The organism is Rhizobium sp. Root482, from assembly GCF_001426565.1.
Taxonomy (GTDB): domain Bacteria; phylum Pseudomonadota; class Alphaproteobacteria; order Rhizobiales; family Rhizobiaceae; genus Pararhizobium.
The window spans coordinates 208,545-232,790 of the sequence record NZ_LMFA01000001.1; the positions used below are offsets into that span (position 1 = coordinate 208,545).

Below are 24,246 nucleotides of genomic sequence, written 5' to 3' on the forward strand. Positions count from 1 at the left end.
GCGGGCGACATAGCGGTCGTTCGGCTGACCGCCGATTCCGGAGCCGAGGCGCTCCTTTCAGTGGACGCTCGTCAAGATCATGAACCGAAGCACATCCTCGTCAAAGATCGAAAATTCCGATCCCCCGCGAAAACTTTCAGTCGAAAGGCTGCTCTCCAACCCGGATTTCTTCGTCGTCCTGCAACAGGGCGCGCGCCACATGATCGAGCTTTATGACCGGTTCCCCCGAATAGCTCGGCTGGTTGCGGCCCAGCAGAAGTGGCTTCTCACCCAGGCGGCCTATGCCTTGCATCTCGGGCGCGATCCGGCCGACCCGCTATCCGGCATCACCGCCGCGCGGCTGCTGGACATCATCGTGGAATTCGGCGCTGCGAGCCGCAACACGGCCACCGCCTTCCTTGCCGAAATGCTGGCCTATAAGCTGATCCGCGATGTCGCCGGCTCATCGAACAGGCGCAGCCGGCCGCTGGAGCCGACCGAGGCCAGCCACGAGGCAATGATGCTCTGGTTTCGCGGCCAGATGCGCAGCCTGGATCTTCTCGACCAGGGCGATCGCGTCGCCAGGCTGGAGGCCGATCCCGACATTTTCCTGCGCGCTCAGCCGCTCGCCGCCAATCGGCTGATCGCCGACAGCGCCTGGCGTGAGCCACCGCCGCGCATTTCCTGCTTCGTCTGGACCGAATATGGCGGTCTCATTCTCGACGATTTCATTTCCCGTATCGTCGAGCCGGCACCGGTCGATGACCGCTATCGCGTCGAAGGCTTACGCTTTTCGGAACTGTCGAGCCATTACAGCCTGTCACGCACCCATATCCGCCGGCTGTTCTCCCGAGCAGAGGCAAACGGATCGATAGGCTGGATCGATCGTGGCAATACCCGTCACACCGTCTGGGTCGCCTCCTCCTTCGTGGAAGAGTACAAGCGCTGGCAAGCCGTGAAATTCTCGGCGCTGGACGAGGCAATCCACCAGGCAAGTCGGCCAGCCGAGGTGTAAGCCGGCCCCATCCTGCGTCCCGCCTTACTGGCGCATCACGGCTGTGACTGGGCGAACTGCGGCAACCCGTCATTGATCTCGTAGAAATCGCCCTTGTCGGCGCAGAAGATGTGATAGCCGATCGACAGGCCGGTCGGTGTCTCGAAGGCGCCGGCCATGATCGAGGTATGGTCGAGGCCATCCATTTTCCAGAACAGGGCCGAGCCGCAGATGCTGCAAAATCCGCGCCCCGCCTCCGCGCTCGCCCGGTACCAGGTGATGTTTTCGGCCCCTTCGATCTCGAGGTCCCTGTCCGGAATATTGGTGGCGGCATAATAGAGGCCGGTCTGCTTGCGGCATTGCGAGCAATGGCAGGCGATCACCTCGCGCAGCTTGCCCTTCGTGCGAAAACGGACCGCGCCGCAATTGCAGGATCCGCTGTGCTCTTGCGCCATGTTCTGCCCTCTTCCCTTTTTGTCCTTGACCCGATTTGCGGGCATGAAAAAACCGGGCCAGCATCGTAAGCCGGCCCGGTTCTGTCAAATTCAATCCGCTCAGGCGAGGATCAGCCGCGCTGATCAGTCCTGATCAACCATTGACGACCATGCGTTTCTCATCGCGGCCACCCTTCATGCGCTCGGCAAGAAGGAAGGCAAGCTCGAGCGCCTGGTCGGCATTGAGGCGCGGATCGCAATGGGTGTGGTAGCGGTCGCCCAGATCGGCCCCGGAAAGAGCGCGGGCGCCGCCGGTGCATTCGGTTACGTCATTGCCAGTCATCTCGACGTGGATGCCGCCCGGATGCGTGCCCTCGGCCCGGTGGATCTGGAAGAAGCTCTCCACTTCCGAAAGGATCCGCTCGAAAGGCCGGGTCTTATAGTTGTTGAGCGTGATCGTGTTGCCATGCATCGGATCGCAGGACCAGACGACCTTGCGTCCTTCCTTCTCGACGGCGCGGATCAGCCGCGGCAGGTGCTCGGCCACCTTGTCATGGCCGAAGCGGCAGATCAGCGTCAGCCGGCCGGCCTCATTGGCGGGGTTGAGCAGGTCGATCAGTTCGATCAACCCGTCGGCGGAAAGCGAGGGACCGCATTTCAGGCCGAGCGGGTTCTTGATCCCACGGCAATATTCAATATGGGCATGGTCGGGCTGGCGGGTGCGGTCGCCGATCCAGATCATGTGGCCGGAAGTGGCATACCAGTCGCCCGAGGTCGAATCGACGCGGGTCAGCGCCTGCTCGTAGCCGAGCAGCAGCGCCTCATGGCTGGTGAAGAAATCGGTCTCGCGCAGGCTCGGATTGCTCTCCGGCGTGATACCGATCGCCTTCATGAAATCCATGGTCTCGGAAATCCGGTCGGCGAGCTTGCGGTAGCGCTCGGCCTGCGGGCTCTCCTTGACGAAACCGAGCATCCACTGATGCACATTGTCGAGATTGGCATAGCCGCCCATGGCAAAGGCGCGCAATAGGTTGAGCGTCGCTGCCGACTGCCGGTAAGCCATGATCTGGCGTTCTGGATCGGGCACCCGGCTCTTCTCGTTGAAATCGATGCCGTTGATGATGTCGCCGCGATAGCTCGGCAGCTCGACACCGCCCTGCTTCTCGATACCGGAGGAACGCGGCTTGGCGAACTGGCCGGCAATGCGGCCAACCTTGACCACCGGCTGCTGGGCGCCGAATGTCAGGACCACCGCCATCTGCAGGAAGGCGCGGAAGAAGTCGCGGATCGTGTCGGCGCCGTGCTCGGCAAAGCTCTCGGCGCAATCGCCGCCCTGCAGCAGGAACCCCTTGCCGGCCGCCACGTCGGCAAGCTGGCTCTTCAGGCGGCGCGCCTCACCGGCAAAGACCAGCGGCGGATAGCTTGCCAGCTGGTTTTCAGCGGCAGCAAGTGCTGCCGCATCCGGATAGTCCGGAACCTGGCTGATAGGCTTCTGCCGCCAGCTGTTCGGGGTCCAATTCTGTGCCATGTCGATCACCTGTTTTCTTGCGCAAGGTCCGCGGCCATGGCATTGCCGGACCGCTTCCCGCAATGCCGCCTGGAATGAAATCGAGCAGCTCCTCCGGACAGGCCGGCGGCCAAGCAATTCCGACCGGCATCCTGCCTGTCAGGACGGGGGCGATATCGCGAATGCGGGGGCTTATAGACTTTAACGGGCCAAATGCAAAGCCATTGTACCGGCAAAGCCGCAACGATCCCCTCGCCGGGCTCGCTTCCCTCCAAGGAAGCAAAGCCGAAGCTCAGGCGACCCTCTCGCCGTTTTTGATACGGTAGCTCGGATTATACATCGTCACCAGTTCCTCGGAGGCCGTCGGATGCACGGCCATGGTCCGGTCGAAATCATCCTTGGTACAGCCGGCCTTGAGCGAAATTCCCAGCAATTGCGCCATCTCGCCGGCGTCATGGCCGAGAATATGAGCGCCAAGAACCTTGCGGTCGGCAGCGTTGACGACGAGTTTCATGATCGTCTTCTCGCTACGCCCCGAAAGGGTTGCCTTCATCGGACGGAACTCCGCCCGATAGATTTCGAGCTCGTCGAATTTCGTCGCGGCCTCATCCTCGGAAAGACCGACCGTCCCGATTTCCGGTTGCGAGAATACGGCGGTGGCGATGAGATCGTGATCCGGAGACACCGGGTTCTGCTTGTACTCCGTCTCGATGAAGCACATGGCCTCATGAATGGCGACCGGCGTCAGTTGTACGCGGTCGGTCACATCGCCGAGCGCGTAGATGCCCGGCGCGCTGGTGCGCGAAAAGGCATCGACGATGATGGCGCCGCGCTGATCGACGGCAACGCCCGCGGCCTCCAGGCCGAGCCCCTTGGTATTGGGCACGCGACCGAGTGCCAGAAGCACCTGGTCGGCGATCAACGTCCCGTGCTTCATCGTCTCCGCGGCCAACCGGCCCTCGCCGTCCCTGGCCACGGACTGGATCACGTCCTCGCACAGGATGCGGATACCCTTTTCTTCCATCGCCCTGTGCAGTCCGCGCCGCATGTCCTGGTCGAAGCGAGACAGTATCTCCTTGCCGCGATAGATCAGCGTCGTCTCAACGCCCAGCCCATGGAAGATATTGGCGAACTCGACGGCGATATAACCGCCGCCGGCAATCAGGATCGACTTCGGCAGTTCCGCGAGGTCAAAGGCCTCGTTCGAGCTGATGCAGAGTTCGTGACCCGGCAAGGCCTCATGCGGGGTCGGATGGCCGCCAACGGCGATGACGATGCGCTCGGCGGTCACCGTTCTGCCGCTGTCGAGCAGCTTGACCGTGTTGGGACCTGTCAGCTCGGCCCGGCTCTGGAGGATTTCCGCGCCGGCATTGGCAAGCCCCTTCTGATAGAGGCCCTCCAGACGGGTGATCTCGCTGTCCTTGGCAGCGACCAGCTTTTTCCAGTCGAACCGGCTTTCGCCGACGCTCCAGCCGAAACCTTCGGCGTCCTCGAAATGCTCGGAAAACTGCGACGCATAGACATAGAGCTTCTTGGGAACGCAGCCACGGATAACGCAGGTGCCGCCGTAGCGGAATTCCTCGGCGATCGCGACCTTCTTGCCCATGGCGGCGGCCAGGCGGCCGCTGCGAACGCCTCCCGAACCGCCACCGATAACGAAAAGATCATAATCGAAAGAAGCCATGCTGAAAATCTCCCGGCCAGGTCATGCGCGAAGGAAGGCGGAACCCCGGCAGTGTCGCGATCAGGAAGAGCGCGCCCGTCTGCCGGCGAATCCGCCGCTTGGTGTGATATAGTGTGGCGATCCGCGAAATGAAAAGCCCGGAATGACCCGGGCTCTGCAATTCGTCGTGATATCGCTCAAGCGCGGTTCAGGGCTTGGGCTGTTCTTCCGTGCCGGGGACCGGCTGCTGACCCTCGGTCAGGGTGGCGCTCAGATCCTTCGTCGCCGCCTCGGTGAGGTCGCGGGAAACGCCGGCGGCCCAGATATCGGCGGCCTTGAGCAGTTCGCGCGAAGCGATCGGGCCGTCCTTCAGGAGCTTCTTGCCGGCATCCGATGTGTAGAAGGCGGTGATCGCGTTCAACTGCTCCACGCTGAACGTCTTAGCGTAGATCGTCGCTGCTTCCCGCTCCAGGTCGGCGCGCCGCGCGGCAAGTTCCAGCGCTTTGTCGTCGACCGTCTTGGTGATCAGTTCCTGATGGTTCGGCGAGGACTGGATGAGCGTCGTCTTCAGCCGTTCGGCAAGATTCGGCAGGATATTGTCGAATCCGTTAGTCGCGGCGATCGCCTCGATGGCGGCGCGCGCTGCCTTGATCTGCTCGTCGCTTACATCCTGCGCCCGCAGGGCCGGAACCATGACGGTCGAAAGAATGATGGCGGCGGCGGCCAGCCTGCGGCCGGGACCTGCGAGATTGATCATGTCTGTAACGCTCCTGTCAGTTGACGCCGGGTTCGGTGCGCCTCGTGCATTTCGAACCCCTGCATAATTCAATTTTAAAATCACCGCCACCGTGCCGCGCAATCGAACCCAAGCCTCGTTGCCACACACCGTCTCCCCCGCATCTTGGAACGAGATGCCGCGACTGCTCACGGGATCAAGCCTGTTGCGACGTAAGAACCCTCGCCCCGGCTGGGCCGGCGATGATGGCAAGCGATGCAATGCCGATGAACAAACCATGCTCGACCACGCCGGGTATGCCGTTCAGGTCGAGCGCCAGCGCATCTGCATCAGGAATACGGCCAAAAGATGCGTCGAGAATGAGGTGGCCACCATCCGTCATGAACGGCCCGTCGCCGGAAGCGCGTATGGTGATTTCACCGGACAGCCCCTGCCGCGCCGCCAGTTTCTCGATTGCGATGCGGGTGGCGCCAAGCCCGAAGGAATTGACCTCGATAGGCAGCTTGAAGGCGCCGAGCGTTTCGACCACCTTGCTCTCATCGGCAATCACGATCATTCGCTCCGAGGCACAGGCGACGATCTTCTCGCGCAGAAGCGCGCCACCGCCGCCCTTGATCAGGCGCAACCGGCCATCGACCTCATCGGCGCCGTCGATCGTCAGATCCAGTTGCGGCAGCTCCTCGAGCGACTTCAGGGGCACGCCAAGTTCCAGGCAGAGGCGCGCCGTCCGCTCCGATGTCGGTACCCCTTCGATGCGAAATCCGGCGGCCACCTTTTCGGCCAGCAAGCGGACGAATTCCTCCGCCGTCGATCCGGTTCCGATGCCCAGACGCATGCCGTCTTCCACATAGTCGAGCGCTGCCTGCGCTGCCTTGATCTTCATCTCACGGGCGTCCATGCGCCACGCTCTCCTCAAATTATCTCTGAAAGGCAACAAGAACCGCGCCTTCCTTTGTTGTGTAGAGACGTTTACACGGCTGCCGGACCAAACAAAAGCCCAAAACACCGGCGGCGGGCAAATGCGCGCACGGTGTCTTTCGCCTAAAAGTGGCGATTGCTTTTTACCGCCAGTTCCCCTACCCGAACCGGTAATAGCCGTTCTCGCCCAAGAGGTTCCCGTGTCCGCATCCGTAGTCGTCTTCGATCTTGATGGAACCCTTGTCGATACCGCGCCCGATCTCGTGGCCAGCCTCAACCATGCGGTTGTGCAGGCGGGCCTCGAGCCGGTCACCTATCACGACCTCACCCATCTCGTCGGCCATGGCGCCAAGGCGATGATCGAGCGGACCTTCGCGCTGCGTGGCAAATCCTTGAGCGAGGCAGACCTCGACTGGCAGATGAAGGAATTCGTCGATTATTATCACGGCTCGATGCCGGGCGATTCCATCCCCTATCCGGGCGTTCTTGCCGCCATGGACCGGCTGCGGCACGCCGGCTATCGGCTCGCCGTCTGCACCAACAAGCTGGAAATGCTGGCCAGGAGCCTGCTCGACGGATTGGGCCTGACGGCGCGCTTCGCGGCCATCACCGGCGGCGACACCTTCCATGTCCGCAAGCCGGATGCCGAGCACCTGCTGTCGACCATCCGGCTTGCCGGCGGTGCGGCGGAGCGGTCGGTGATGATCGGCGACAGTCTCAACGATATCCTGGTGGCGCGCAACGCCGCCGTCCGGTCGATCGGCGTGCCCTTCGGCTATTCCGACGTGCCGGTCGAAAGCCTGGAGCCGGATCTGGTCATCCGTCATTTCGACGAACTCACCCCCGACCTGATCGAGCAACTGGTGGCCCGACACTGAAAAAGCGGCCGAAGCCGCTTTTCCACAAACCCGATCGTCCGTCTGTGCTTCGCCTAGCCTTCGGCGCGCCGTGCCGCGCGCGTCGCTTCAAGCGCCCGCTCCATATACATATCGCGGTCGTAGACATCCTCGAAATAGTCCACGCTTCCATCGCCGTTCGGCCAGGCGGTGAAATAGGCGACGTAGACCGGTATCTTCTGCGGCACCTGGACGCCCTTGTTGCGGCCGCCGGCGATCTGCTTGCCGATATCCTCGACCGTCGTTCCGAGCACCGCCGCCGCCATCTTGCGCGGATCGGCCAGCCGCACGCAGCCATGGCTGAGCGCCCGCTGGTCTCTCTTGAAGAAGCTCTTCGAGGGTGTGTCGTGCATGTAGATGGCATGCTTGTTCGGAAACAGGATCTTCAGCTCGCCCAGCGCATTGTCGCTGCTCGGCGGCTGGCGCACCGCAACCGATTTGGTCGAGCCGTGCCAGTTGACGTCATAGGACGAAACCGGCCGGCCGGAAACCTCGACCTGATAGCCCAGTCGGTCGAGATAGCCGGGATCGCTGCGCAGCTTCGGCAGCATCTCGTTGATGATGATCGATTGCGGCACGCCCCAATAGGGATTGAACTCGACCGTCTGGATCTCGTCCTGGAAGAAGAAGGTCTGGTGCGCCTTCGAGCCCACCACCACGCGCATGTCGAACTGCTCGACGCCGCTGTCGTGATAGGACGCAGTGAAGGCCGGCTGGTTGATAAAGACATAGCGGCTTCCAAGATCGGCCGGCAGCCAGCGGGCCTGCTCCAGGGCGATCTTCACCTTGGCGATCTTGTCGGCCGTCGTATCGCCACCGGTCAGGACGCGGACCGACGCCTTGCCGACGACACCGTCCGGCGTCAGGCCGTTTTCCTTCTGGAAGGCCTCGACCAGCGCGACCAGGTCCGGCGTATAGTCCGGCGTATCCAGATAGGCGGCGAGCGCGGCCTGATGTTCGGTCTTCAGCGCCTCCGATCCCTTCTGGCGGATGGCCGCGATCACATTGGCAAGCTCGGGATTGCTCGTTCCGGGCTTCAGCAGCGTGCCGGGCGCAATGACGATTCTCGGCTCTGCAGCACCTTGCGCCTGCAGCGCCTGCAACTCATGCTTCAGGGACATGAATTCAGGACCGGACGGGGTCTGCCCGGCAAGATAGGCGCCGACATCGTGGCTCCTGGCGATATTGGCGAGCTTGGCCGTGAGGTTCACGCTCTTGCGGGCAAAATCGTGATAGCCGGAAATTTTGTTCGGATCGATCCGTCCCCGGATCGTATCGGCGATATAGGTAAGGGTCGCGGCTGAAAGGCGTATCTCGAATTCGACCAGCGTCTTTTCACGCGCGGCAATATCGGCCTTGTCGAACAGGTCCGGCGGCACGTTGACGGCATAATCCTCGGGATCGAGACCGATCGCCGCCGCTTGATCGAGAACAGCAAGCGCCGCCCTTGCGGCAGCATTCGGCGCGTCCTTTTCGATCCACAGGAAGCCGTCATGATCCGCATAGAAGCTTTCGATGGCCTTGGCGACGTCGGCAGGTGCGTAAGCCGTCACCTCCGGCAGGAACTGGCGGGCATCGGCAAGCGACGAACCCGGTATCGGCGGCAGGGCGGCGCTATCGACGGACCCCGTCACCAGCGGATCGGCAAGCTTGGCCGTCTCGATGCGGCGCAGCGATTCCGCCTTGTAGGTATAGTATTTCGGCGAACTGACCTTCGGCAGCGGGCGGGAAACCTGTTCCTTGAGGATCGACTGCCGCGCGACGCCCGGCTCCGGCTGAATCTCCTCGACCGCCGGCCTCTTCTTGCGGAAAAGATCCATCAGCGTCAGCGCCTCGGCGGGACGTATGCCGATGGAGGTGAGCGCACACCCGGTCATGAGGGCCACGATCGTTGCGGTTTTCATCATTCTCATCGACTTATACGTCCCTGTCTCGCATTGCCGCCACCGGCGGTTCGCGCCCGATGCCCTGATGTCATCGTGCTTTTGTACTTATAAGAAAGGATGGTGAATGAAAAGAAAACGTCTCCCATTTCTACTTCCCATCCGGCACGGCGCATCGCTCGTCTCCCTGCGGCCAGATGACGGGCGAACGGCCCCAGAAACTTGAATTTCCTGCACTATTTTTCCGTCACCGACAAAATGTCCGCCTTGGCTTCGCAGCGACCGTCAAACCGGCGACAACTCCGCACCCGCTTGTGTTCGAAAAGGCACAAAACGGGACCCGGAATGCGGCCGTGCGAAACACGCGTCGGACCCGGACGAAAGCGCCGCGCATCGCGATCCCGCGCGAAACACCGGCATTTAAACGATTGTAGCACGAATCCAGCTGCCGCAACCTCTTTACAAGCACCCGGGACCTGGGCGAGAGAGAACGATCACGGCCCCCGAGCCGGGCAATCGGGCCAGGCAGCCGGCGGCCGCATCCACCTTCCGGTCTTGATACCGCATGACGAAAGCAGGGATTACGATGACTTCAACGCGCACGGAAACAGATACATTCGGCCCCATCGAGGTCGCCAGCGATCGCTATTGGGGCGCCCAGGCGCAACGCTCGCTCGGCAATTTCAAGATCGGCTGGGAAAAGCAGCCGCTCGCGGTCGTGCGCGCGCTCGGCATCGTCAAGCAGGCCGCCGCCCGCGCCAATATGGAGTTGCAGGGGCTCGACGCCACGGTCGGCAAGGCGATCATCGAGGCCGCCCAGGAGGTCATCGACGGCAAGCTCAACGATCATTTCCCGCTCGTCGTCTGGCAGACGGGCTCCGGCACCCAGTCGAACATGAATGCCAATGAGGTGATCTCCAACCGGGCGATCGAAATGCTCGGCGGCGTCATGGGCTCGAAGAAGCCGGTTCATCCGAACGATCACGTCAATATGAGCCAGTCCTCCAACGACACCTATCCGACGGCCATGCACATCGCCTGCGCCGAGCGCATCGTCCATGACCTTTTGCCGGCGCTCAAGCACCTGCACCAGGCGCTGGAAGCCAAGGTGAAAGCCTTCGACCACATCATCAAGATCGGCCGCACCCACACCCAGGACGCCACCCCGCTGACGCTCGGCCAGGAATTTTCCGGCTATGCCGCCCAGGTCGCCTCCTCGATAAAGCGCATCGAAATGACGCTGCCGGGCCTGTGCGAACTGGCGCAGGGCGGGACGGCGGTTGGAACCGGCCTCAACGCACCGGTCGGCTTTGCCGAAAAGGTCGCAGCCGAAATCGCCACCATCACCGGCATCGCCTTCGTGACGGCGCCGAACAAGTTCGAGGCACTGGCAGCCCATGATTCCATGGTGTTCAGCCATGGCGCGATCAATGCCGCCGCCGCCGCGCTGTTCAAGATCGCCAACGACATCCGCTTCCTCGGCTCCGGCCCGCGCTCCGGCCTTGGCGAATTGTCGCTGCCGGAAAACGAGCCAGGCTCCTCGATCATGCCCGGCAAGGTCAATCCCACCCAATGCGAAGCGCTGACGCAGGTCTGCGTGCAGGTCTTCGGCAACAATGCCGCCCTCACCTTCGCAGGCAGCCAAGGTCATTTCGAACTGAATGTCTACAATCCGCTGATGGCCTATAATTTCCTGCAGTCGGTGCAGCTTCTCGCTGACGCGGTCATCTCCTTCACCGACAATTGCGTTGTCGGCATCGAGGCACGCGAGGACAATATCAAGGCGGCGCTCGACCGGTCGCTGATGCTGGTCACCGCCCTTGCGCCGAAGATCGGCTACGACAATGCCGCCAAGATCGCCAAGACGGCCCACAAGAACGGCACGACGCTGCGCGAAGAGGCGGTCGGCGGCGGCTACGTCACCGATGCGGAATTCGACGCCGTCGTGCGTCCGGAGACCATGATCAGCCCCTCCTGATCCCGGTCGCCAACTGGAGAACATGCATCAGGCAGCGGTCATCGCTGCCTGATTGCGTTTCGTGCTGCCAGTTGCCGATCCCTGCAATTCTAACGATCCGATTTGCCAGACATTAAGCCTTCGCAAATCATTTATTCCTAAAATTAGCGCCGCAACACAGCACAACAGGAGCTTGCAATGCAGGCGACTTTTCACAAGGCGCAGATACCCGACATCGCGGCACAGGTAACCTATGCGATGCGCATCATGGGCATTTCGCCACTACCACGCAATTACGAGCTCTACTACGAAGCCTATATCGGCTCCAATCCGAAACTGACCAAGGAACTGGCAGCGCTCGGCAGCCGGGCGACCCAGGAGGAACTCGACGAGATCGGCGCGCGCTATTTCAGTCATTATCATCGCGCTGCCGGTGTCGATCGCGCCCATATGCATCTCAGCGGCGAGCTCAGTGCGCTCCTGACGCTCCTGCAGGAAGAGCAATCCGCTCTTGAAAATTACAATCGCCTGCTCGACGAGACCTATCAAAACATCACCAGCAAGAGCAGTTCCAGCGCCGAGATCCTGCGTCAGGCCGTCAGCATCCTCACCGAGGCGACGGCCGACACGATGAGCCAGGGCAAGGAGCGGGCTGAAAGCGTCTCGCTGAAATCCTTCGAGATGGAAGTCATCCGCCAGGAGCTGGACGAGTACAAGCGCATCGCCAATACCGATTCGCTGACGCGCCTCGCCAATCGCCGCGCCTTCGACGAGAAACTGGCCTCCATCTACAATTCCGAGCAGTTGCGTGCACTGACCGGACTGCTGATCGTCGATATCGATCACTTCAAGAAAATCAACGACAGCTACGGCCATCCGGTCGGCGACAAGATCCTGGCGACCGTCGGAACGGTCATCCGCGCCAATCTGCGCCGCGATGCCTTCGTGGCGCGCACCGGCGGCGAGGAATTCGCCGTCATTCTCGGCGACAACAGCCTGGAGGAAATCCTCCAGGTGGCCGAACGCATCCGCAATGCGCTGGCAACGACACCGTTCAAGAACTCCAAGACGGGCGTCAACTACGGCCCGATCACGCTGTCCGTCGGCGTTTGCCAGGCCTCGCACGCCGATGATCCGGTCGATCTCTACAATAAGGCCGACATCGCCCTCTATTGCGCCAAGAATGCCGGCCGCAACCGGACCATCCTGTTCGAGGAAGGCATGAAGAAGGACACCGGCAAGAACTGGCTCATCTACCGCAAATAGCCGTTCGCAGCTGCCCGGGGATCACCACATCGTCTTTGCGGCGCGCGCAGGCCAGTCGCGGTCATAAGCCTCCTGGTCGAAATCGTCCTTTGCCTCCTTCAGCATCGCGCCTGCCGTCGGCAGCGACTGTGGGTCGACAAAGCGCTCCGGATTCCAGAGTTGCGAGCGGATCAAGGCGCGAGCACACTGGAAATAGACCTCCTCGACGGTAACGACGATGACGCTGCGCGGATGCCTGCCATCGGCCTCGAAGGATCCGGTAAGGGCCGGATCGACGCTGACCACGGCGGTGCCGTTGATCCGCATCGTGGTCGTGGAGCCCGGCACAAGGAACATCAGCGCCACACGCGGGTCGCGAACGATATTGGCAAGCGAATCGACCCGGTTGTTGCCGCGCCAGTCCGGCAGCAGAAGCGTTCTCTCGTCGGCGATCCTGACCACGCCGGCATCATCGCCGCGCGGCGAACAATCGAGCCCGTCCGGCCCCACGGTGGCGAGCGCGACGAAGGGAGATGCCTCGATCATCCGCGCATAGCCTGATGTCAGCGCCTTCGTCACCTTGACCAGCGAAGCCTCGCCGGGATCCCCGTAGAGCGCGTTCAGTTCCTCAACGCTGCGAATGATCGACATGCCTTGCTCCTTTTGCAATGCTCTTTCGCCCGCCGCCATGACAGCGGGATGACGAGGACCGGCGGCCGTCAGGGAATCACTTTCAACGCGAGATATTCCCACAGGGCCACGATGACAAGGATGATGACGGCGGCGAAATAAAGCTGATAGGGCTGCACCATCAGCGACACCGGAACCATTGCCGCGAGCAGGCCTATGCCGACAAGGTGCGACACCGGCAGCCGCGGCGCCACGCTTGCCTTGATCCAGATATTGCCGGCAAGAAAGATCGCCGGCCCGGCCAGGATGGCGCTCGCCATTTTAACGTCCGTGGCGCCATACGGATGCGCCAGCATGAACTCCTCGGCGACCGCGCAGAGAATGATCCCGCTGACGATCGGCAGATGGGCATAGGTGAAGACCGTGCGGGCAAGGACGCCCGGCCTGTTGGCGTTCTCGATGCTTTGCGCCGCCCGTGCCTGACCAAAACGGAAATAAATCCACCACATGGTCACGGTGCTGGCAAAGGCAGCAAAGAACATCGACAGGGTCAGGGCCGACAATTCCATTTCCGCAAAGACACGCCCGGTGACGAGCAGCGCCTCGCCGAGACAGATGATCACGAACAGGGCGCAACGCTCCGCCATGTGCGCGCCCAGCACGTCCCAGTCATCGACCTTGGAACGCCCGAGCCCGGGCACCTGGAACCCCAGCGCCGGTGAGAGATATTCGATGACGATTGCCGCGATCCAGAGAAACAGTTGCGCCTCGCCACCCGCAAAAGCGCCCGCAAGCCAGAAAACCGCCGAACAGGACAGCCAGCAGGTGATGCGCAGGAAATTCAGGTAATGCACCGGACTATGGCCGCGCAGCGCATAAACCGCAAACAGCGACCGCCCCACCTGCATAAGCACATAGGTCACGGCAAACAGCAGGCTCTTTTCACCGAAGGCATCGGGTATGGACGCCGACAGCACCAGTCCGCAGAACATCAGCACGAACAACAGGCCGCGCACCGGGGTCCGGTCAGGGTCGAGCCAATTGGTCACCCAGGTCGTGAAATTCCAAACCCACCAGACGGCGAGAATGAGAATGATCGCCTTGCCGATCCCGGCCGGCGAATAATGCTCCGCAAGCGTATGGGACAATTGCACGATCGAAAAAACGAAGACGAGATCGAAGAACAGCTCGTGATAGACGACCTTGCCCTCGTCGCCTTCGCGGCGCATCCGCAGCCAGCTGCTCCGGTCTCTCATGACGTCGAAAAATCTGCTCATTTCCCGGCATCCGTCGATTGCGCCTCAGCGCGGTTTTTCGGCCCTGTCGCGGCTCATCCCCTTGTCGGCGAGGTCCCGCTCGTAGGCGGCAAACAGCGCTTCGCCCTCCTCGCCGAGTTCCCGCAGATAGGTCCAGGTGAAAATCCCCGTATCATGGCCATCATCGAAACCGATGCGCACGGCATAATTGCCGGTGGGCGTCATCGAAATGATCGCGACATTGCGCTTGCCGGGCACGGTCACCCCCTGCCCTTTGCCATGGCCCTGCACTTCCGCCGACGGCGACAGCACCCGCAGCATCTCGGCCGAAAGATCGAAGGAAGCATTATCGTTGAACCCCACCTTCAGCCGGTGACGGTCCTTCGACACGCGCAGTTCGGTGGGCCAGATATCGCTCATGGATGCACTCTCCTTGCTTCGCCCGAGCACTAGCGCAGTTTCCAGGCGGAGGGAATTGCCGCCGGCCGCCGGCCGCGCCCTTTTGCCGCGAAGAAACTGTTTCGCACCGCTTTCGACTTGACGCGCCGCCCTTTGCTCACGACATTGAGGTTGTAGGGAGATATTCGTTGAACAGCGTGACCATCGACAGGACAGGCGCTTCGCCGCTCGCCGAAGCAAAGGCCCCGATGACCGACCCGTTCGGTCGCGCCGTCACCTATCTGAGAGTTTCGGTAACGGACCGCTGCGACTTCCGCTGCACCTATTGCATGGCCGAAAACATGACCTTCCTGCCCAAGAAGGATCTGCTGACGCTCGAGGAACTGAACCGGCTCTGTAGCGCCTTCATCGCCAAGGGCGTGCGCAAATTGCGGCTGACCGGTGGCGAGCCGCTGGTGCGCAAGAATGTCATGTTCCTGGTCGAGGAGCTCGGCAAGCATGTGCATGCCGGACGCCTGGACGAGCTGACGCTGACGACCAACGGCTCGCAGCTGTCGCGCTTCGCCGGCCAACTCGCCGATGCCGGCGTCCGCCGCATCAATGTCTCGCTCGACACGCTCGATCCGGATAAATTCAAGCAGATCACCCGCTGGGGCGAATTGTCAAAGGTGATGGAAGGTATCGATGCGGCGCAGGCGGCCGGTATTCACGTCAAGATCAATGCCGTTGCCCTGAAGGACTTCAATGACGCCGAAATCCCCGCCATGATGCGCTGGGCGCATGGGCGCGGCATGGACCTCACCCTGATCGAGACCATGCCGATGGGTGAGATCGACGAGGATCGCACCGACCATTATTTGCCTCTGTCGGAAATGCGCGACCGGCTGGCGTCCGAATTCAGCCTGTCGGAAATCGGCTACACGACCGGCGGACCGGCACGTTATCTGGAGGTCGCCGAAACGGGCGGCCGGCTGGGACTGATCACGCCGATGACCCATAATTTCTGCGAAAGCTGCAACCGGGTGCGCCTCACCTGCACCGGTACGCTCTATATGTGCCTCGGCCAGGACGACGCTGCCGATTTGCGCACCGCGCTTCGCGCCTCCGACGACGACACCTATCTGTCGCAGGTTATCGACGACGCGATCGCCCGCAAGCCGAAAGGCCATGATTTCATCATCGACCGGACCAGCAACAGGCCCGCCGTCGCACGCCATATGAGCGTCACCGGCGGCTGAGCAACCCGCCACGACAAGCCCCTCTCTCGGCATCGCAACCCTGAACCACCGCATGGTTGCAGCCGGAATCGAAAAGCCCGCGTCGGTTTCCCGGCACGGGCCTAATATTCGGTAGATGCCCGATCTCAGGCGGCGTAGCTTTTGCCGTAGGCCGGCGCCCGGCCACCTGAGACCGAATGGCTGGTGCCCGTCTTGAAGCGCTCGATCCGCTCGTTCAGCGTATCGACCTGATGGCGCAGGCCGTGGATTTCCGCTGTATTCTCCTCGACCATGGCGGCGTTCTGCTGGGTCAGCAGTTCGACCTCACGGACAGCCTCGTTCACCTCGTTCAGGCCGCGATACTGGTCGGCCGCCGCCGCCTCGATATTGCTGACCAGCTGGTGGATCGTCGAGATATGGTCGTTGATCACGGTCAGCGCCGTGCCGGTTTCCTGCACCAGTTCGACACCGCTCCTCACCTGCTTCGAACTGTCGGAAATCAGGCCCTTGATCTCGCGGGCAGCACCGGCGCAACGCTGGGCAAGCTCGCGCACTTCCTGCGCCACGACCGCAAAGCCGCGACCCGCATCGCCCGCCCGCGCCGCCTCGACGCCGGCATTGAGCGCAAGCAGGTTGGTCTGGAAGGCGATCTCGTCGATCACCCCGATGATCGTGCTGATCTTTTCCGAGGACTTGTTGATCGCCGCCATCGCATCGATCGCCTTGCCGACAACCTCGCCGGAGTGGCGGGCGTAATTATGCGTCTCATCGACCGAGACCGTGGTCTTGCGGGCGCTTTCGGCGGTCGAACGGACGATTTCCGTCAACTGGCCGAGCGCGCGCGAGCTTTCCTCCAGGGCCGCGGCCTGCTGTTCGGTCCGCCGGGCAAGGTCGTCGGCCGAGGAAGCCAGATTGCCGGTACCACCGGTGATTTCCTGCGTCACCGTGCGAACATCCATCAGTGTTGCGCGAAGCGCCTCGACCGCATTGTTGTAGGTGCGGGCCATGACGACATAGTCTTCCGAAAGATCCTCGGCCATGCCCTCTTCGAGATTGCCGTCGGCAAGCTTGGCGAGCACGTCGGAGAGTGCGGTCAGCGCTTCCATCTGCTCGGCCTCGATACGGGCGCGCTCCTGGCGCCGGCGGGCTTCCTCTTCAGCAGACAGCGTGCGTGCGGCCTCCGCTTCCTGACCGAGCCGGACATTCTCCACCGCATTGTCGCGGAAGACGGCCACCGAGCGCACCATGTCGCCGATCTCGTCGCCGCGGTTGCGTCCTTCGATGGCCACTTCGAGATCGCCATTGGCAAGCCGGGTCATCGTCTCGGTGACCCGCTTCAAGGGGCCGCGCAAAGTCTCGATCAGCATCAGGCCGCCGACGATGGACAGCAGCGTGCCGGCAACCATGGCGATGATCGACACATTGGCGGAGCGCTGGCTGTCCTTCTTGCCGGCTTCCTGCGCATTGCTGACGAAATTCTCCAGCGTCTGGCTGGCATCGGCAACCAGGCTCGATGTCTCCGCCTTGGCAGCCTGCCACCGCGCGCCGACGTCGATCAGTTGGGCGGTGCCGGCACCAATATCCTCAAGCGACGGCGCGAGCTTGCCTGCGAGGTCGCGCAGGGCGGCATTCTTGCCACCGAGTGCGGAAAGCTTGGTGACGCTGTCGCGCACGGCTTCGATATCGGCCATGATCAGCTGGCGGCTTTCCTGATCCAGCTTGCGATGCAGTTCGCTGATGTGAAGACGGGTCTTGTCGAGCCCCTTGAAGGTCTGGTCCATCAGCATGATCAAGGTTTTCAGCTCCGATATTTCGCTGTCCATGCCGACGAAACGCTTGGCTGCCGTATCGGAATTGGCGACCGCCTGCTTGGCGAAATCGGCCTCATATTTGGAGAATTTGCCGAGCACTGAACCCAGCTTGTTCTTCTTGATGTCGTTCGGCTCGGCGCTCGCCAGGATATCCTGGATCTTCTGCGTTTCGGCCTTCACGACGGCAATATTGCTCCTTACCTTTTCAGTGGCGATCTTCTCGGATTCGCCGATCTGCTTAACGAGATGCGGCAGGAGGTCGGTGGCCTGCTGCACCTTGGCGTCGGGGGCAATCGCCAAAGTCACCGGCAGGCGGAATTTCTTGATCCGCTCGGCAAGCCCCTGATAGGCGGCGGCATCGAACAGAAGCGCCTTGGCGAAGGATTCCTTCTTGCCCGATTCCTCGCGCAGGATATCGATCTGCTTATAGGCGCTGTTGCCCTGTGCGGTCATGTCGGCAAGTGCTGCATCCAGCGATGCAGTGACGCTGTCGCGTTCGGTCTTGATCGACCACAGCGTGTCTTCCTGCGCCCGCATTGCCGCACTCAACGTGACGACCGAGCTTATTCTCGCCTTGTCGTCGTCGGCGACCAGAAGATCGTTCAGCGCATGGATGCCCGTTTCCTGCTCGTCGATCCGCCCCGAAAGCGTCGCGCGCGTTTCGTCTGTCGGATTGTCGATGAAATTCTGCAGCCCGCTGCGCAGCGCCTGGAAATCGGACAGGTTGCTGATCGTCTCGCGCGTCACCGTCATGTGGCCGTTCAGCGTGCTTGCGGTGAAATACCCGACAAGGCCGATGCCGGCGATGAGCACGACCAGCGGCACGACGAACAGCAGGACCTTGGTAACGATGCGAAGACGCTGCAGTGAACGATCGATCAGGGACATTCCGAACTCCAGATGTTGAGCAAATCGGACATCTCCGCCAGACTGTCCTTCAGAAAAGAAGGCCCAACACCGGATGCGCAACCATGGCGCCTGTCCGGAAGTCATCCAGGTCGACGATATCGACATCGTCACATCGACCAGATCGCATCATGCGAAGGGGAGCGGAATAGGGGGACGATAGTGATCGAAGCTTAACATTTCGCCAAAGGATAGGGCCAATACCCGAAAAGGTTGAATGTCCATCACCTTTATCGCCGCGTGCTAAAATACTGATAATACCGATATTTCCCTTGGTAAGACAAAAGGGAAAGCCTGCGGAATGGCCATTGCATAAAAAAATCGCCGGTGCTTTAGAATGGGTCGGCCGGCTACCGAATCTTCTGGCCGGCGCGACTGCGCGTTCGCGGTCAACGACAGGAACGGATCCGAAGAGAATGCAATTGTCGGCCAATTTGCGCGGCGCCGGTTTCATGGGTCTCGCCATGGCAGGCTTCACCTGCAATGACGCCCTCGTCAAGGCGGTCTCCGGCGTTATGAATGCCGGCCAGATCATGCTGGTGCGCGGCGTCTTCACCTCCCTGCTCGTCCTGTTGCTGGCCCGCCATTTCGGCGCGATGCGCTCCTTTCGGCTGGTTCTCACCCCGGCCATCGGCCTGCGTGTGCTGGCCGAGGTCAGCGCCTCCATCGCCTATATCTGGGCGCTCGGCCACATGCCGCTTGCCAATGCCTCGGCGATCCTGCAGGCGCTGCCCCTTGCCGTCACGTTGGGCGCCGCGCTCTTCCTCAGGGAGCCCGTCGGCTGGCGGCGGTGGCTGGCGATCCTTGTCGGCTTTCTCGGGGTACTGATCGTTTTGCGGCCCGGACCGGAAGGATTTACCTGGGCGGCGGTGTGCGTGCTCGCCTCGGTCGTCTTTGCCGCAACCCGCGACCTTTGCACCCGCCGGATCGACCCTGCCGTTCCCTCGCTGTTCATTTCCGTCATCACCGCAACCGCCATCACGCTGACGGGCGCCGTCCTGGTCGTGCCGCTTGGCGGATGGCAGCCCATGTCCATGGGATCGCTCGGCCTGCTCGCCGGCGCCAGCCTGCTGCTTCTGGTCGGCTACCAGTTCATCGTGCTTGCCATGCGCAATGGCGAGATCGCCGTCGTCGCGCCGCTGCGCTATACCAGCCTGGTCTGGTCGATCGGCATCGGCATGCTGTTCTTTGCCGAAGAGCCGGATATCTGGATGATCACCGGCGTTGCCGTCATTATCGGCTCCGGCCTCTACGCCTTTGCGCGGGAAAACAAGCGCCGTACCGCAATCGTGACGCTGCCCGCACCGCCGGGCGCACCGATGACTTCGCCCGACAAGGGAGACAGGGAATGACACGGGCGCCTGTGCCGAGCTCGACAGCCTTTCCCGGCGTCGTCCTCGCCGGCGGCCGATCGTCGCGCATGGGACGTGACAAGGCAAGCCTTTCGCTCGGCGGAACAACGCTGCTCGATCGGGTCATCGCCCGCCTTGCGCCGCAGACGGCCGGGATCGGCATCAACATGAACGGCGCCCTGCCGCGCAGGAGCGATCCGGCCATCGCCGTTTTTACAGATACGCTTGCCGGCCAGCCGGGGCCGATGGCCGGCGTGCTTTCGGCGATGCGCCATGCACGCGCCCGTTTCCCGGCCGCCAGCCATGTCGTCACCGTGCCGACGGATACACCGTTCTTTCCCCTCGACCTCGTCGCCCGACTGGCCGTTACCGCCCTTCCCGACCGGATTGCATTTGCCAGTTCGGGCGGCGCGCCGCATCCGGTTTTTGCGCTGTGGCCGGTCGAGCTTGCAGACGCGCTGGAACACTGGCTGTTGACCGACGGCAAGCGCCGTGTGCGCGATTTCATCGAAAGCCGGCCGATGGTCGAGGTCGCCTTTGACCCGGTCGAGACCGCCCAGGGTCCGGTTGACCCCTTCTTCAATATCAATACGCCGGCCGATCTTGAACGTGCCGAGCGCTGGCTGCCCTTCATCGAGGATCTGGAAAAATGACGGTACCTCCCGGTCCAAGGGTTTTCGGCATCGCCGGTTGGAAGAACTCCGGCAAGACCGGCCTTGCAGTGCGGCTGGTGACGGAACTGACGCGGCGCGGCTATAGTGTCTCGACGGTCAAGCACGCCCATCATGATTTCGATATCGACAAGGTCGGCGCCGACAGCTTTCGCCATCGCGAGGCCGGCGCCCATGAAGTCACGATCGTGTCCGGCACCCGCTATGCCATCATGCACGAATTGCGCGGCGCGCCGGAGCCGGCCTTTTCGGAAATCCTCGCCCGCCTTGCCCCTTGCGACCTGGTGTTGATCGAAGGCTACAAGCGCGAACCGATCCCCAAGATCGAGGCCCGGCGCCTGGCCTCCGCCAGGAACGAGCCGCTGGCGCCGACCGATCCCCATATCCTCGCCATCGCCGCCGACCATCCCGTCGCCGACACGGGCCTTAAGCTCTTCGATCTGGACGATACCGTTGCGATCGCCGATTTCGTCGAACGCATCACCGGCCTGTCGCGACAGCAACCAGCGACATAACGCAAACGGCCCGGAGCATGCTCCGGGCCGTTTTTCTTGATCTGGCTTTAGCGCGTCAGTTCTGCGCGACCGGGCGCACCAGCGGTGTTACGCGCCGGATGGTGACGCGGCGGTTCTCCTGCTCAGCCTCCGGCGTGCGCACCTTCAGGAAGCGTTCGCCATAACCCTGGGTCACGAGGTTTTCAGCCGGGATGTCATAAACCTCCGTCAGAAGCGAGGCGACCGATTCGGCGCGTTCGTCGGAGAGGACGAGGTTGGGCTGGTCACCGCCCACCGCATCCGTATGGCCTTCAATCAGGAAGGTCTCGCCCGGATCCTTGTCGATCACTTCCAGCATGGCGTCGGCGACCTTGCGCAGGGTCTTGGCCTGCGACAGCGGCACTTCCGCACTGTTGGTGGCGAAAGTGATCGTATCGAGGTCGATACGGCGCACCTTGTCACGGATACGCGCCGAACTCCTGACTTCATCGATCGTGTAGACACGCTCGACCTGCTCCACCGGCGGCTCGGCCAGGAAGTCGTAATAGTCGCGGTCGGGCTGGCTGGAGGTATCGATGATATAGTCCTGGACCGGCACGCGCAGGCGCATCGGCGGCAGGTCCTGCCCGACATCGTAGGCCGGCGGCCGCGGACCATCATCGCTCTCGGGCGCATAGATCATCACATATTCGCGACCGTCCCGGTCGATGCGCGAACGCTGGACGATATCGCCGTAGCGATTATAGATCGTCACGATCTGGACACCATTTCTGCGCTCGATGGTCTCGCGGGTCCGGCCGCGGGAGAGTTCCTCGTAGAAACTCCGTTCGGCATTGCGGCGAAGACGCGGACGATCGTCGCCGCGCACGATAATCCGGTCGCCGAAATCGAGCACCACCCGATCGTCGCCCGTCTCGTCGATCCGCGGACGACGGCGGTCATTGCCGGTAAAGGCGTCGATCAGGTCGGGAATGCCGAATTCCGGCGCCCTCTCGACACGGCGGCCGTCTTCCTTGATGGCAGCCCTGATCTCGTCCTCGCTCGGGCGACGGTCGCGGCGACGCGACTGCGCCTCGGCGTCACTCTTCGGAACCTCGACATTCTCGTCGTCGGCGCGCATGCGTTCGCGCTGCTTGCGCCGCTTTTCGCGGGCCTCACCGCCACTCGCATTGTCGGCATCCTTGTCGCTGTCGAGAACGGCCGCGCCGTTTTCGACCGGCAGAACGACGGTCTCGTCGCTCTTGGCCGGATCGCGGGCGATCTCCTGCTTCTCTTCCTTTGTGCGGGTATCGACGATCTCCGGAACCGGTTCGCGACGGTCGCGCGGCTTGCGAGGCGTATCGGCATCAGCGTCGCCATCGAGCGCCGGACGCAATTCGCCGTCTTCCGCCGGCTGTTCGGTCTGCTGCTCGCCCTGTTCCTTGGCCTTTCCTTCGGCGCGCGCCCGATCTTCCTCGGCCTTGCGGGCCGCCTCGTCATCGCCGGACGGCTGCGCCTCTTCGGTCTGCTGTTCTTCCGTCTGCTGGGCCTTCTTGCGGCGCTCGGCGCGTGCCTTGGCCCGCTCTTCGGCCGCCTTTGCCGCCTCATCGTCAGCGCTCGGCTGAACCTCTTCCGGCTTCGGCTCGGCCTGGTCGGCGTCCTGCTTGCTCTTCTTGCGCTCGGCACGGGCCTTGGCCCTTTCCTCGGCGGCCTTGGCTGCCTCGTCATCGCCGCTCGGTTGGGCCTGGTCCTGCTGCGGCTCCTCAGCCTGCTTCTGCTCGGCCTCCTGCTCGCGCTTCTTGCGACGCTCGGAACGGCTCGGCTGTTCTTCCTCGGCCGGCTGGGCGTCCTGCTGCGGCTGTTCCTCCTGCTGCTCGGCATCCTGGCGTTGCTTACGGCGCTCGGAACGGCTCGGCTGTTCTTCCTCGGCCGCCGGCTGCTCCTGCTGCGGCGCCTGCTGCTCTTCCGCCTGTTCGCTCTTCTTGCGCTTCTTGCGCAGCAATTCCTCGGGCACGGCTTCGCCGCCGTCCGGCTGGGCAATACCCTGTTCCTGCGCAACCTCGAAAGGCTTGGTCAGGCTGTCGGCCAGCGCCGGCGTGATGGCGACCGATATCGACAGCACAGGCAGTGCCACGGTCGCAAAAAGCTTGGATCGGATGGTCATCTATTCCTCCTTCAGAGGTCCCGTTTCGTGTCTCAACCGATAAGCCGTCCCGGCGCCTGGCCATCAGGCAAGACCGGGTCTATCGGCTCAGATCAGCATCGACGACTACCGAAACCCGCATTAACTCACGATGAATGTCCTGTTCATCTTCGCCAGACATAGGCGGCATTGGCGTGACGGCGAGACCCCGCCCCGCGACTGCGACGTTTTTCCCTGGCGCAACCGTGCTTTCCTGTTGATTTTTACATTTAAAGCGTAGGAATATCGGCGCAGCCCGGACGCAACGACGCCCGGCATTGCGACGCCCGCCAAAAAGCAACAATCCGGGCGTCAGCCAACAGAGAGGATCACTATGCGTATTTCAAGACGTCTCGCCACGGTCGCTTCGGCCGCCGTTTTCGCGCTGATGGCCGGCTCTGCCATGGCCGACGGCGAAAAGATCGTCATCGGCACGGAAGGCGCCTATCCGCCCTTCAACAATCTGGAAGCGGACGGCACGCTGACCGGCTTCGACGTGGACATCGCCAAGGCGCTCTGTGTCGAGATGAAGGCCGAATGCACCTTCGTCACCCAGGATTGGGACGGCATCATTCCCGCCCTTATCGCCAAGAAGTTCGACGCCATCGTCGCCTCCATGTCGATCACCCCAGAACGCCTCGAAAAGGTGGATTTCAGCGAGAAATATTACAACACCGGACCGGCGATCGTCGTACCGAAGGATTCGCCGATCACCGACGCGACACCTGAAGGCATGGCCGGAAAATCGCTCGGCGCCCAGTCCTCGACGACCCATTCCAACTACGCCGAAGCCTATTTCAAGGATTCCGAGCTGAAGCTCTATCCGACGCCGGACGAATACAAGCTCGACGTCGCCAATGGCCGCGTCGATGCCGTCATCGACGACGTCGTCGTTCTCTCCTCCTGGCTGAAGACCGAGGACGGCGCCTGCTGCAAGCTCCTGAAGGCGCTGACCCCCGATCCGAAGATCCACGGCGTCGGCGCCGGCATTGCCGTGCGCAAGGGCGACACCGAACTGAAGGCAAAGCTCGACGCTGCCATCCAGGCCATCCGCGCCAACGGCAAATACAAGGAAATCAATGACAAATATTTCGAATTCGACGTCTATGGCGGCTGATTCGAAGGCATCTGAAATCC

Annotated in this window: 20 protein-coding genes; 9 read left to right on the forward strand and 11 right to left on the reverse strand. The window is 62.3% G+C overall.

The window, feature by feature from the left end; genetic code table 11:
- Positions 1–79: 79 nt before the first annotated feature.
- On the forward strand, positions 80–994 hold the full coding sequence (locus ASD31_RS00830; RefSeq protein ID WP_056328191.1) for a hypothetical protein: 915 nt from the start codon (positions 80–82) through the stop codon (positions 992–994).
- 35 nt (positions 995–1,029) lie between these two features.
- Here the strand turns inward: ASD31_RS00830 and ASD31_RS00835 are convergent, their stop codons facing one another.
- From ASD31_RS00835 to rpiA, 5 genes are all read right to left on the reverse strand, one after another.
- Positions 1,030–1,428, reverse strand: a complete 399-nt coding sequence (locus ASD31_RS00835; RefSeq protein ID WP_056328193.1) for a GFA family protein — start codon at positions 1,426–1,428, stop codon at positions 1,030–1,032.
- A gap of 133 nt (positions 1,429–1,561) precedes the next feature.
- Complete coding sequence (locus ASD31_RS00840; protein ID WP_056329233.1) at positions 1,562–2,935, reverse strand: class II 3-deoxy-7-phosphoheptulonate synthase; 1,374 nt, start codon at positions 2,933–2,935, stop codon at positions 1,562–1,564.
- A gap of 271 nt (positions 2,936–3,206) precedes the next feature.
- On the reverse strand, positions 3,207–4,598 hold the full coding sequence (gor, locus tag ASD31_RS00845) for a glutathione-disulfide reductase (RefSeq protein WP_056328195.1): 1,392 nt from the start codon (positions 4,596–4,598) through the stop codon (positions 3,207–3,209).
- 187 nt (positions 4,599–4,785) lie between these two features.
- Positions 4,786–5,334, reverse strand: coding sequence for a DUF2059 domain-containing protein (locus ASD31_RS00850; RefSeq protein WP_056328197.1), 549 nt, complete (start codon positions 5,332–5,334; stop codon positions 4,786–4,788).
- A 175-nt stretch (positions 5,335–5,509) separates the two neighbouring features.
- Complete coding sequence (gene rpiA / locus ASD31_RS00855) at positions 5,510–6,211, reverse strand: ribose-5-phosphate isomerase RpiA (protein ID WP_056328199.1); 702 nt, start codon at positions 6,209–6,211, stop codon at positions 5,510–5,512.
- A 220-nt stretch (positions 6,212–6,431) separates the two neighbouring features.
- On the opposite strand from rpiA, the gene ASD31_RS00860 reads away from it, so the two are divergent.
- Entirely contained in the window at positions 6,432–7,109 is a 678-nt protein-coding gene (locus tag ASD31_RS00860) for an HAD family hydrolase (protein ID WP_056328201.1), read from the forward strand.
- Between the two features lie 53 nt (positions 7,110–7,162).
- Here the strand turns inward: ASD31_RS00860 and ASD31_RS00865 are convergent, their stop codons facing one another.
- On the reverse strand, positions 7,163–9,040 hold the full coding sequence (locus ASD31_RS00865; RefSeq protein WP_056328203.1) for a L,D-transpeptidase family protein: 1,878 nt from the start codon (positions 9,038–9,040) through the stop codon (positions 7,163–7,165).
- Between the two features lie 535 nt (positions 9,041–9,575).
- On the opposite strand from ASD31_RS00865, the gene fumC reads away from it, so the two are divergent.
- Both fumC and ASD31_RS00875 read left to right on the forward strand, forming a co-directional pair.
- Positions 9,576–10,988: a class II fumarate hydratase gene (gene fumC, locus ASD31_RS00870; RefSeq protein ID WP_156392453.1), complete on the forward strand. Its 1,413-nt coding sequence runs from the start codon at positions 9,576–9,578 to the stop codon at positions 10,986–10,988.
- 177 nt (positions 10,989–11,165) lie between these two features.
- Positions 11,166–12,233, forward strand: a complete 1,068-nt coding sequence (locus ASD31_RS00875) for a GGDEF domain-containing protein (protein WP_056328207.1) — start codon at positions 11,166–11,168, stop codon at positions 12,231–12,233.
- A 21-nt stretch (positions 12,234–12,254) separates the two neighbouring features.
- Here the strand turns inward: ASD31_RS00875 and ASD31_RS00880 are convergent, their stop codons facing one another.
- From ASD31_RS00880 to ASD31_RS00890, 3 genes are all read right to left on the reverse strand, one after another.
- Positions 12,255–12,863: a pyridoxamine 5'-phosphate oxidase family protein gene (locus ASD31_RS00880; protein WP_056328209.1), complete on the reverse strand. Its 609-nt coding sequence runs from the start codon at positions 12,861–12,863 to the stop codon at positions 12,255–12,257.
- Between the two features lie 68 nt (positions 12,864–12,931).
- On the reverse strand, positions 12,932–14,119 hold the full coding sequence (locus ASD31_RS00885; RefSeq protein ID WP_413813771.1) for a low temperature requirement protein A: 1,188 nt from the start codon (positions 14,117–14,119) through the stop codon (positions 12,932–12,934).
- Positions 14,120–14,143: 24 nt separating this feature from the next.
- Positions 14,144–14,518, reverse strand: coding sequence for a gamma-butyrobetaine hydroxylase-like domain-containing protein (locus ASD31_RS00890; RefSeq protein ID WP_056328210.1), 375 nt, complete (start codon positions 14,516–14,518; stop codon positions 14,144–14,146).
- 167 nt (positions 14,519–14,685) lie between these two features.
- Here ASD31_RS00890 and moaA point away from each other — a divergent pair, with 167 nt between their 5' ends.
- Entirely contained in the window at positions 14,686–15,735 is a 1,050-nt protein-coding gene (gene moaA / locus ASD31_RS00895) for a GTP 3',8-cyclase MoaA (RefSeq protein ID WP_082520356.1), read from the forward strand.
- A gap of 125 nt (positions 15,736–15,860) precedes the next feature.
- Here moaA and ASD31_RS00900 read toward each other — a convergent pair whose 3' ends face one another.
- The gene (locus ASD31_RS00900; protein WP_056328212.1) at positions 15,861–18,413 is read right to left on the reverse strand and encodes a methyl-accepting chemotaxis protein; all 2,553 of its coding nucleotides are present in this window, start codon (positions 18,411–18,413) and stop codon (positions 15,861–15,863) included.
- A gap of 434 nt (positions 18,414–18,847) precedes the next feature.
- Here ASD31_RS00900 and ASD31_RS00905 point away from each other — a divergent pair, with 434 nt between their 5' ends.
- The 3 genes from ASD31_RS00905 to mobB are packed head-to-tail and all read left to right on the forward strand — an operon-like array spanning position 18,848 to position 20,969.
- Positions 18,848–19,783, forward strand: coding sequence for a DMT family transporter (locus tag ASD31_RS00905; protein ID WP_056328214.1), 936 nt, complete (start codon positions 18,848–18,850; stop codon positions 19,781–19,783).
- Complete coding sequence (mobA, locus tag ASD31_RS00910) at positions 19,780–20,436, forward strand: molybdenum cofactor guanylyltransferase MobA (RefSeq protein WP_056328216.1); 657 nt, start codon at positions 19,780–19,782, stop codon at positions 20,434–20,436. The genes ASD31_RS00905 and mobA overlap by 4 nt, the downstream gene beginning before the upstream one ends.
- Positions 20,433–20,969: a molybdopterin-guanine dinucleotide biosynthesis protein B gene (gene mobB / locus ASD31_RS00915; RefSeq protein ID WP_056328217.1), complete on the forward strand. Its 537-nt coding sequence runs from the start codon at positions 20,433–20,435 to the stop codon at positions 20,967–20,969. Before mobA ends, mobB begins: the two co-directional genes overlap by 4 nt.
- 55 nt (positions 20,970–21,024) lie before the next feature.
- Here the strand turns inward: mobB and ASD31_RS00920 are convergent, their stop codons facing one another.
- Positions 21,025–23,091, reverse strand: a complete 2,067-nt coding sequence (locus ASD31_RS00920) for an OmpA family protein (RefSeq protein WP_056328219.1) — start codon at positions 23,089–23,091, stop codon at positions 21,025–21,027.
- A gap of 352 nt (positions 23,092–23,443) precedes the next feature.
- On the opposite strand from ASD31_RS00920, the gene ASD31_RS00925 reads away from it, so the two are divergent.
- Positions 23,444–24,226 carry an ABC transporter substrate-binding protein gene (locus ASD31_RS00925; protein WP_056328220.1) on the forward strand — a complete coding sequence of 261 codons (783 nt, stop codon included), beginning with the start codon at positions 23,444–23,446 and terminating at the stop codon, positions 24,224–24,226.
- Positions 24,227–24,246 lie beyond the last annotated feature (20 nt).

Coding starts and splice junctions, on each gene's coding strand:
- ASD31_RS00925 (WP_056328220.1), top strand. CDS start 23,444: ATGCGTATTTCAAGACGTCTCGCCACGGTCGCTTCGGCCGCCGTTTTC.
- mobB (WP_056328217.1), top strand. CDS start 20,433: ATGACGGTACCTCCCGGTCCAAGGGTTTTCGGCATCGCCGGTTGGAAG.
- rpiA (WP_056328199.1), bottom strand. CDS start 6,211: ATGGACGCCCGTGAGATGAAGATCAAGGCAGCGCAGGCAGCGCTCGAC.
- ASD31_RS00890 (WP_056328210.1), bottom strand. CDS start 14,518: ATGAGCGATATCTGGCCCACCGAACTGCGCGTGTCGAAGGACCGTCAC.
- ASD31_RS00880 (WP_056328209.1), bottom strand. CDS start 12,863: ATGTCGATCATTCGCAGCGTTGAGGAACTGAACGCGCTCTACGGGGAT.
- ASD31_RS00835 (WP_056328193.1), bottom strand. CDS start 1,428: ATGGCGCAAGAGCACAGCGGATCCTGCAATTGCGGCGCGGTCCGTTTT.
- ASD31_RS00900 (WP_056328212.1), bottom strand. CDS start 18,413: ATGTCCCTGATCGATCGTTCACTGCAGCGTCTTCGCATCGTTACCAAG.
- ASD31_RS00885 (WP_413813771.1), bottom strand. CDS start 14,119: ATGAGCAGATTTTTCGACGTCATGAGAGACCGGAGCAGCTGGCTGCGG.
- ASD31_RS00850 (WP_056328197.1), bottom strand. CDS start 5,334: ATGATCAATCTCGCAGGTCCCGGCCGCAGGCTGGCCGCCGCCGCCATC.
- ASD31_RS00920 (WP_056328219.1), bottom strand. CDS start 23,091: ATGACCATCCGATCCAAGCTTTTTGCGACCGTGGCACTGCCTGTGCTG.
- fumC (WP_156392453.1), top strand. CDS start 9,576: ATGACGAAAGCAGGGATTACGATGACTTCAACGCGCACGGAAACAGAT.
- mobA (WP_056328216.1), top strand. CDS start 19,780: ATGACACGGGCGCCTGTGCCGAGCTCGACAGCCTTTCCCGGCGTCGTC.
- gor (WP_056328195.1), bottom strand. CDS start 4,598: ATGGCTTCTTTCGATTATGATCTTTTCGTTATCGGTGGCGGTTCGGGA.
- ASD31_RS00875 (WP_056328207.1), top strand. CDS start 11,166: ATGCAGGCGACTTTTCACAAGGCGCAGATACCCGACATCGCGGCACAG.
- ASD31_RS00865 (WP_056328203.1), bottom strand. CDS start 9,040: ATGAGAATGATGAAAACCGCAACGATCGTGGCCCTCATGACCGGGTGT.
- ASD31_RS00830 (WP_056328191.1), top strand. CDS start 80: ATGAACCGAAGCACATCCTCGTCAAAGATCGAAAATTCCGATCCCCCG.
- ASD31_RS00840 (WP_056329233.1), bottom strand. CDS start 2,935: ATGGCACAGAATTGGACCCCGAACAGCTGGCGGCAGAAGCCTATCAGC.
- ASD31_RS00905 (WP_056328214.1), top strand. CDS start 18,848: ATGCAATTGTCGGCCAATTTGCGCGGCGCCGGTTTCATGGGTCTCGCC.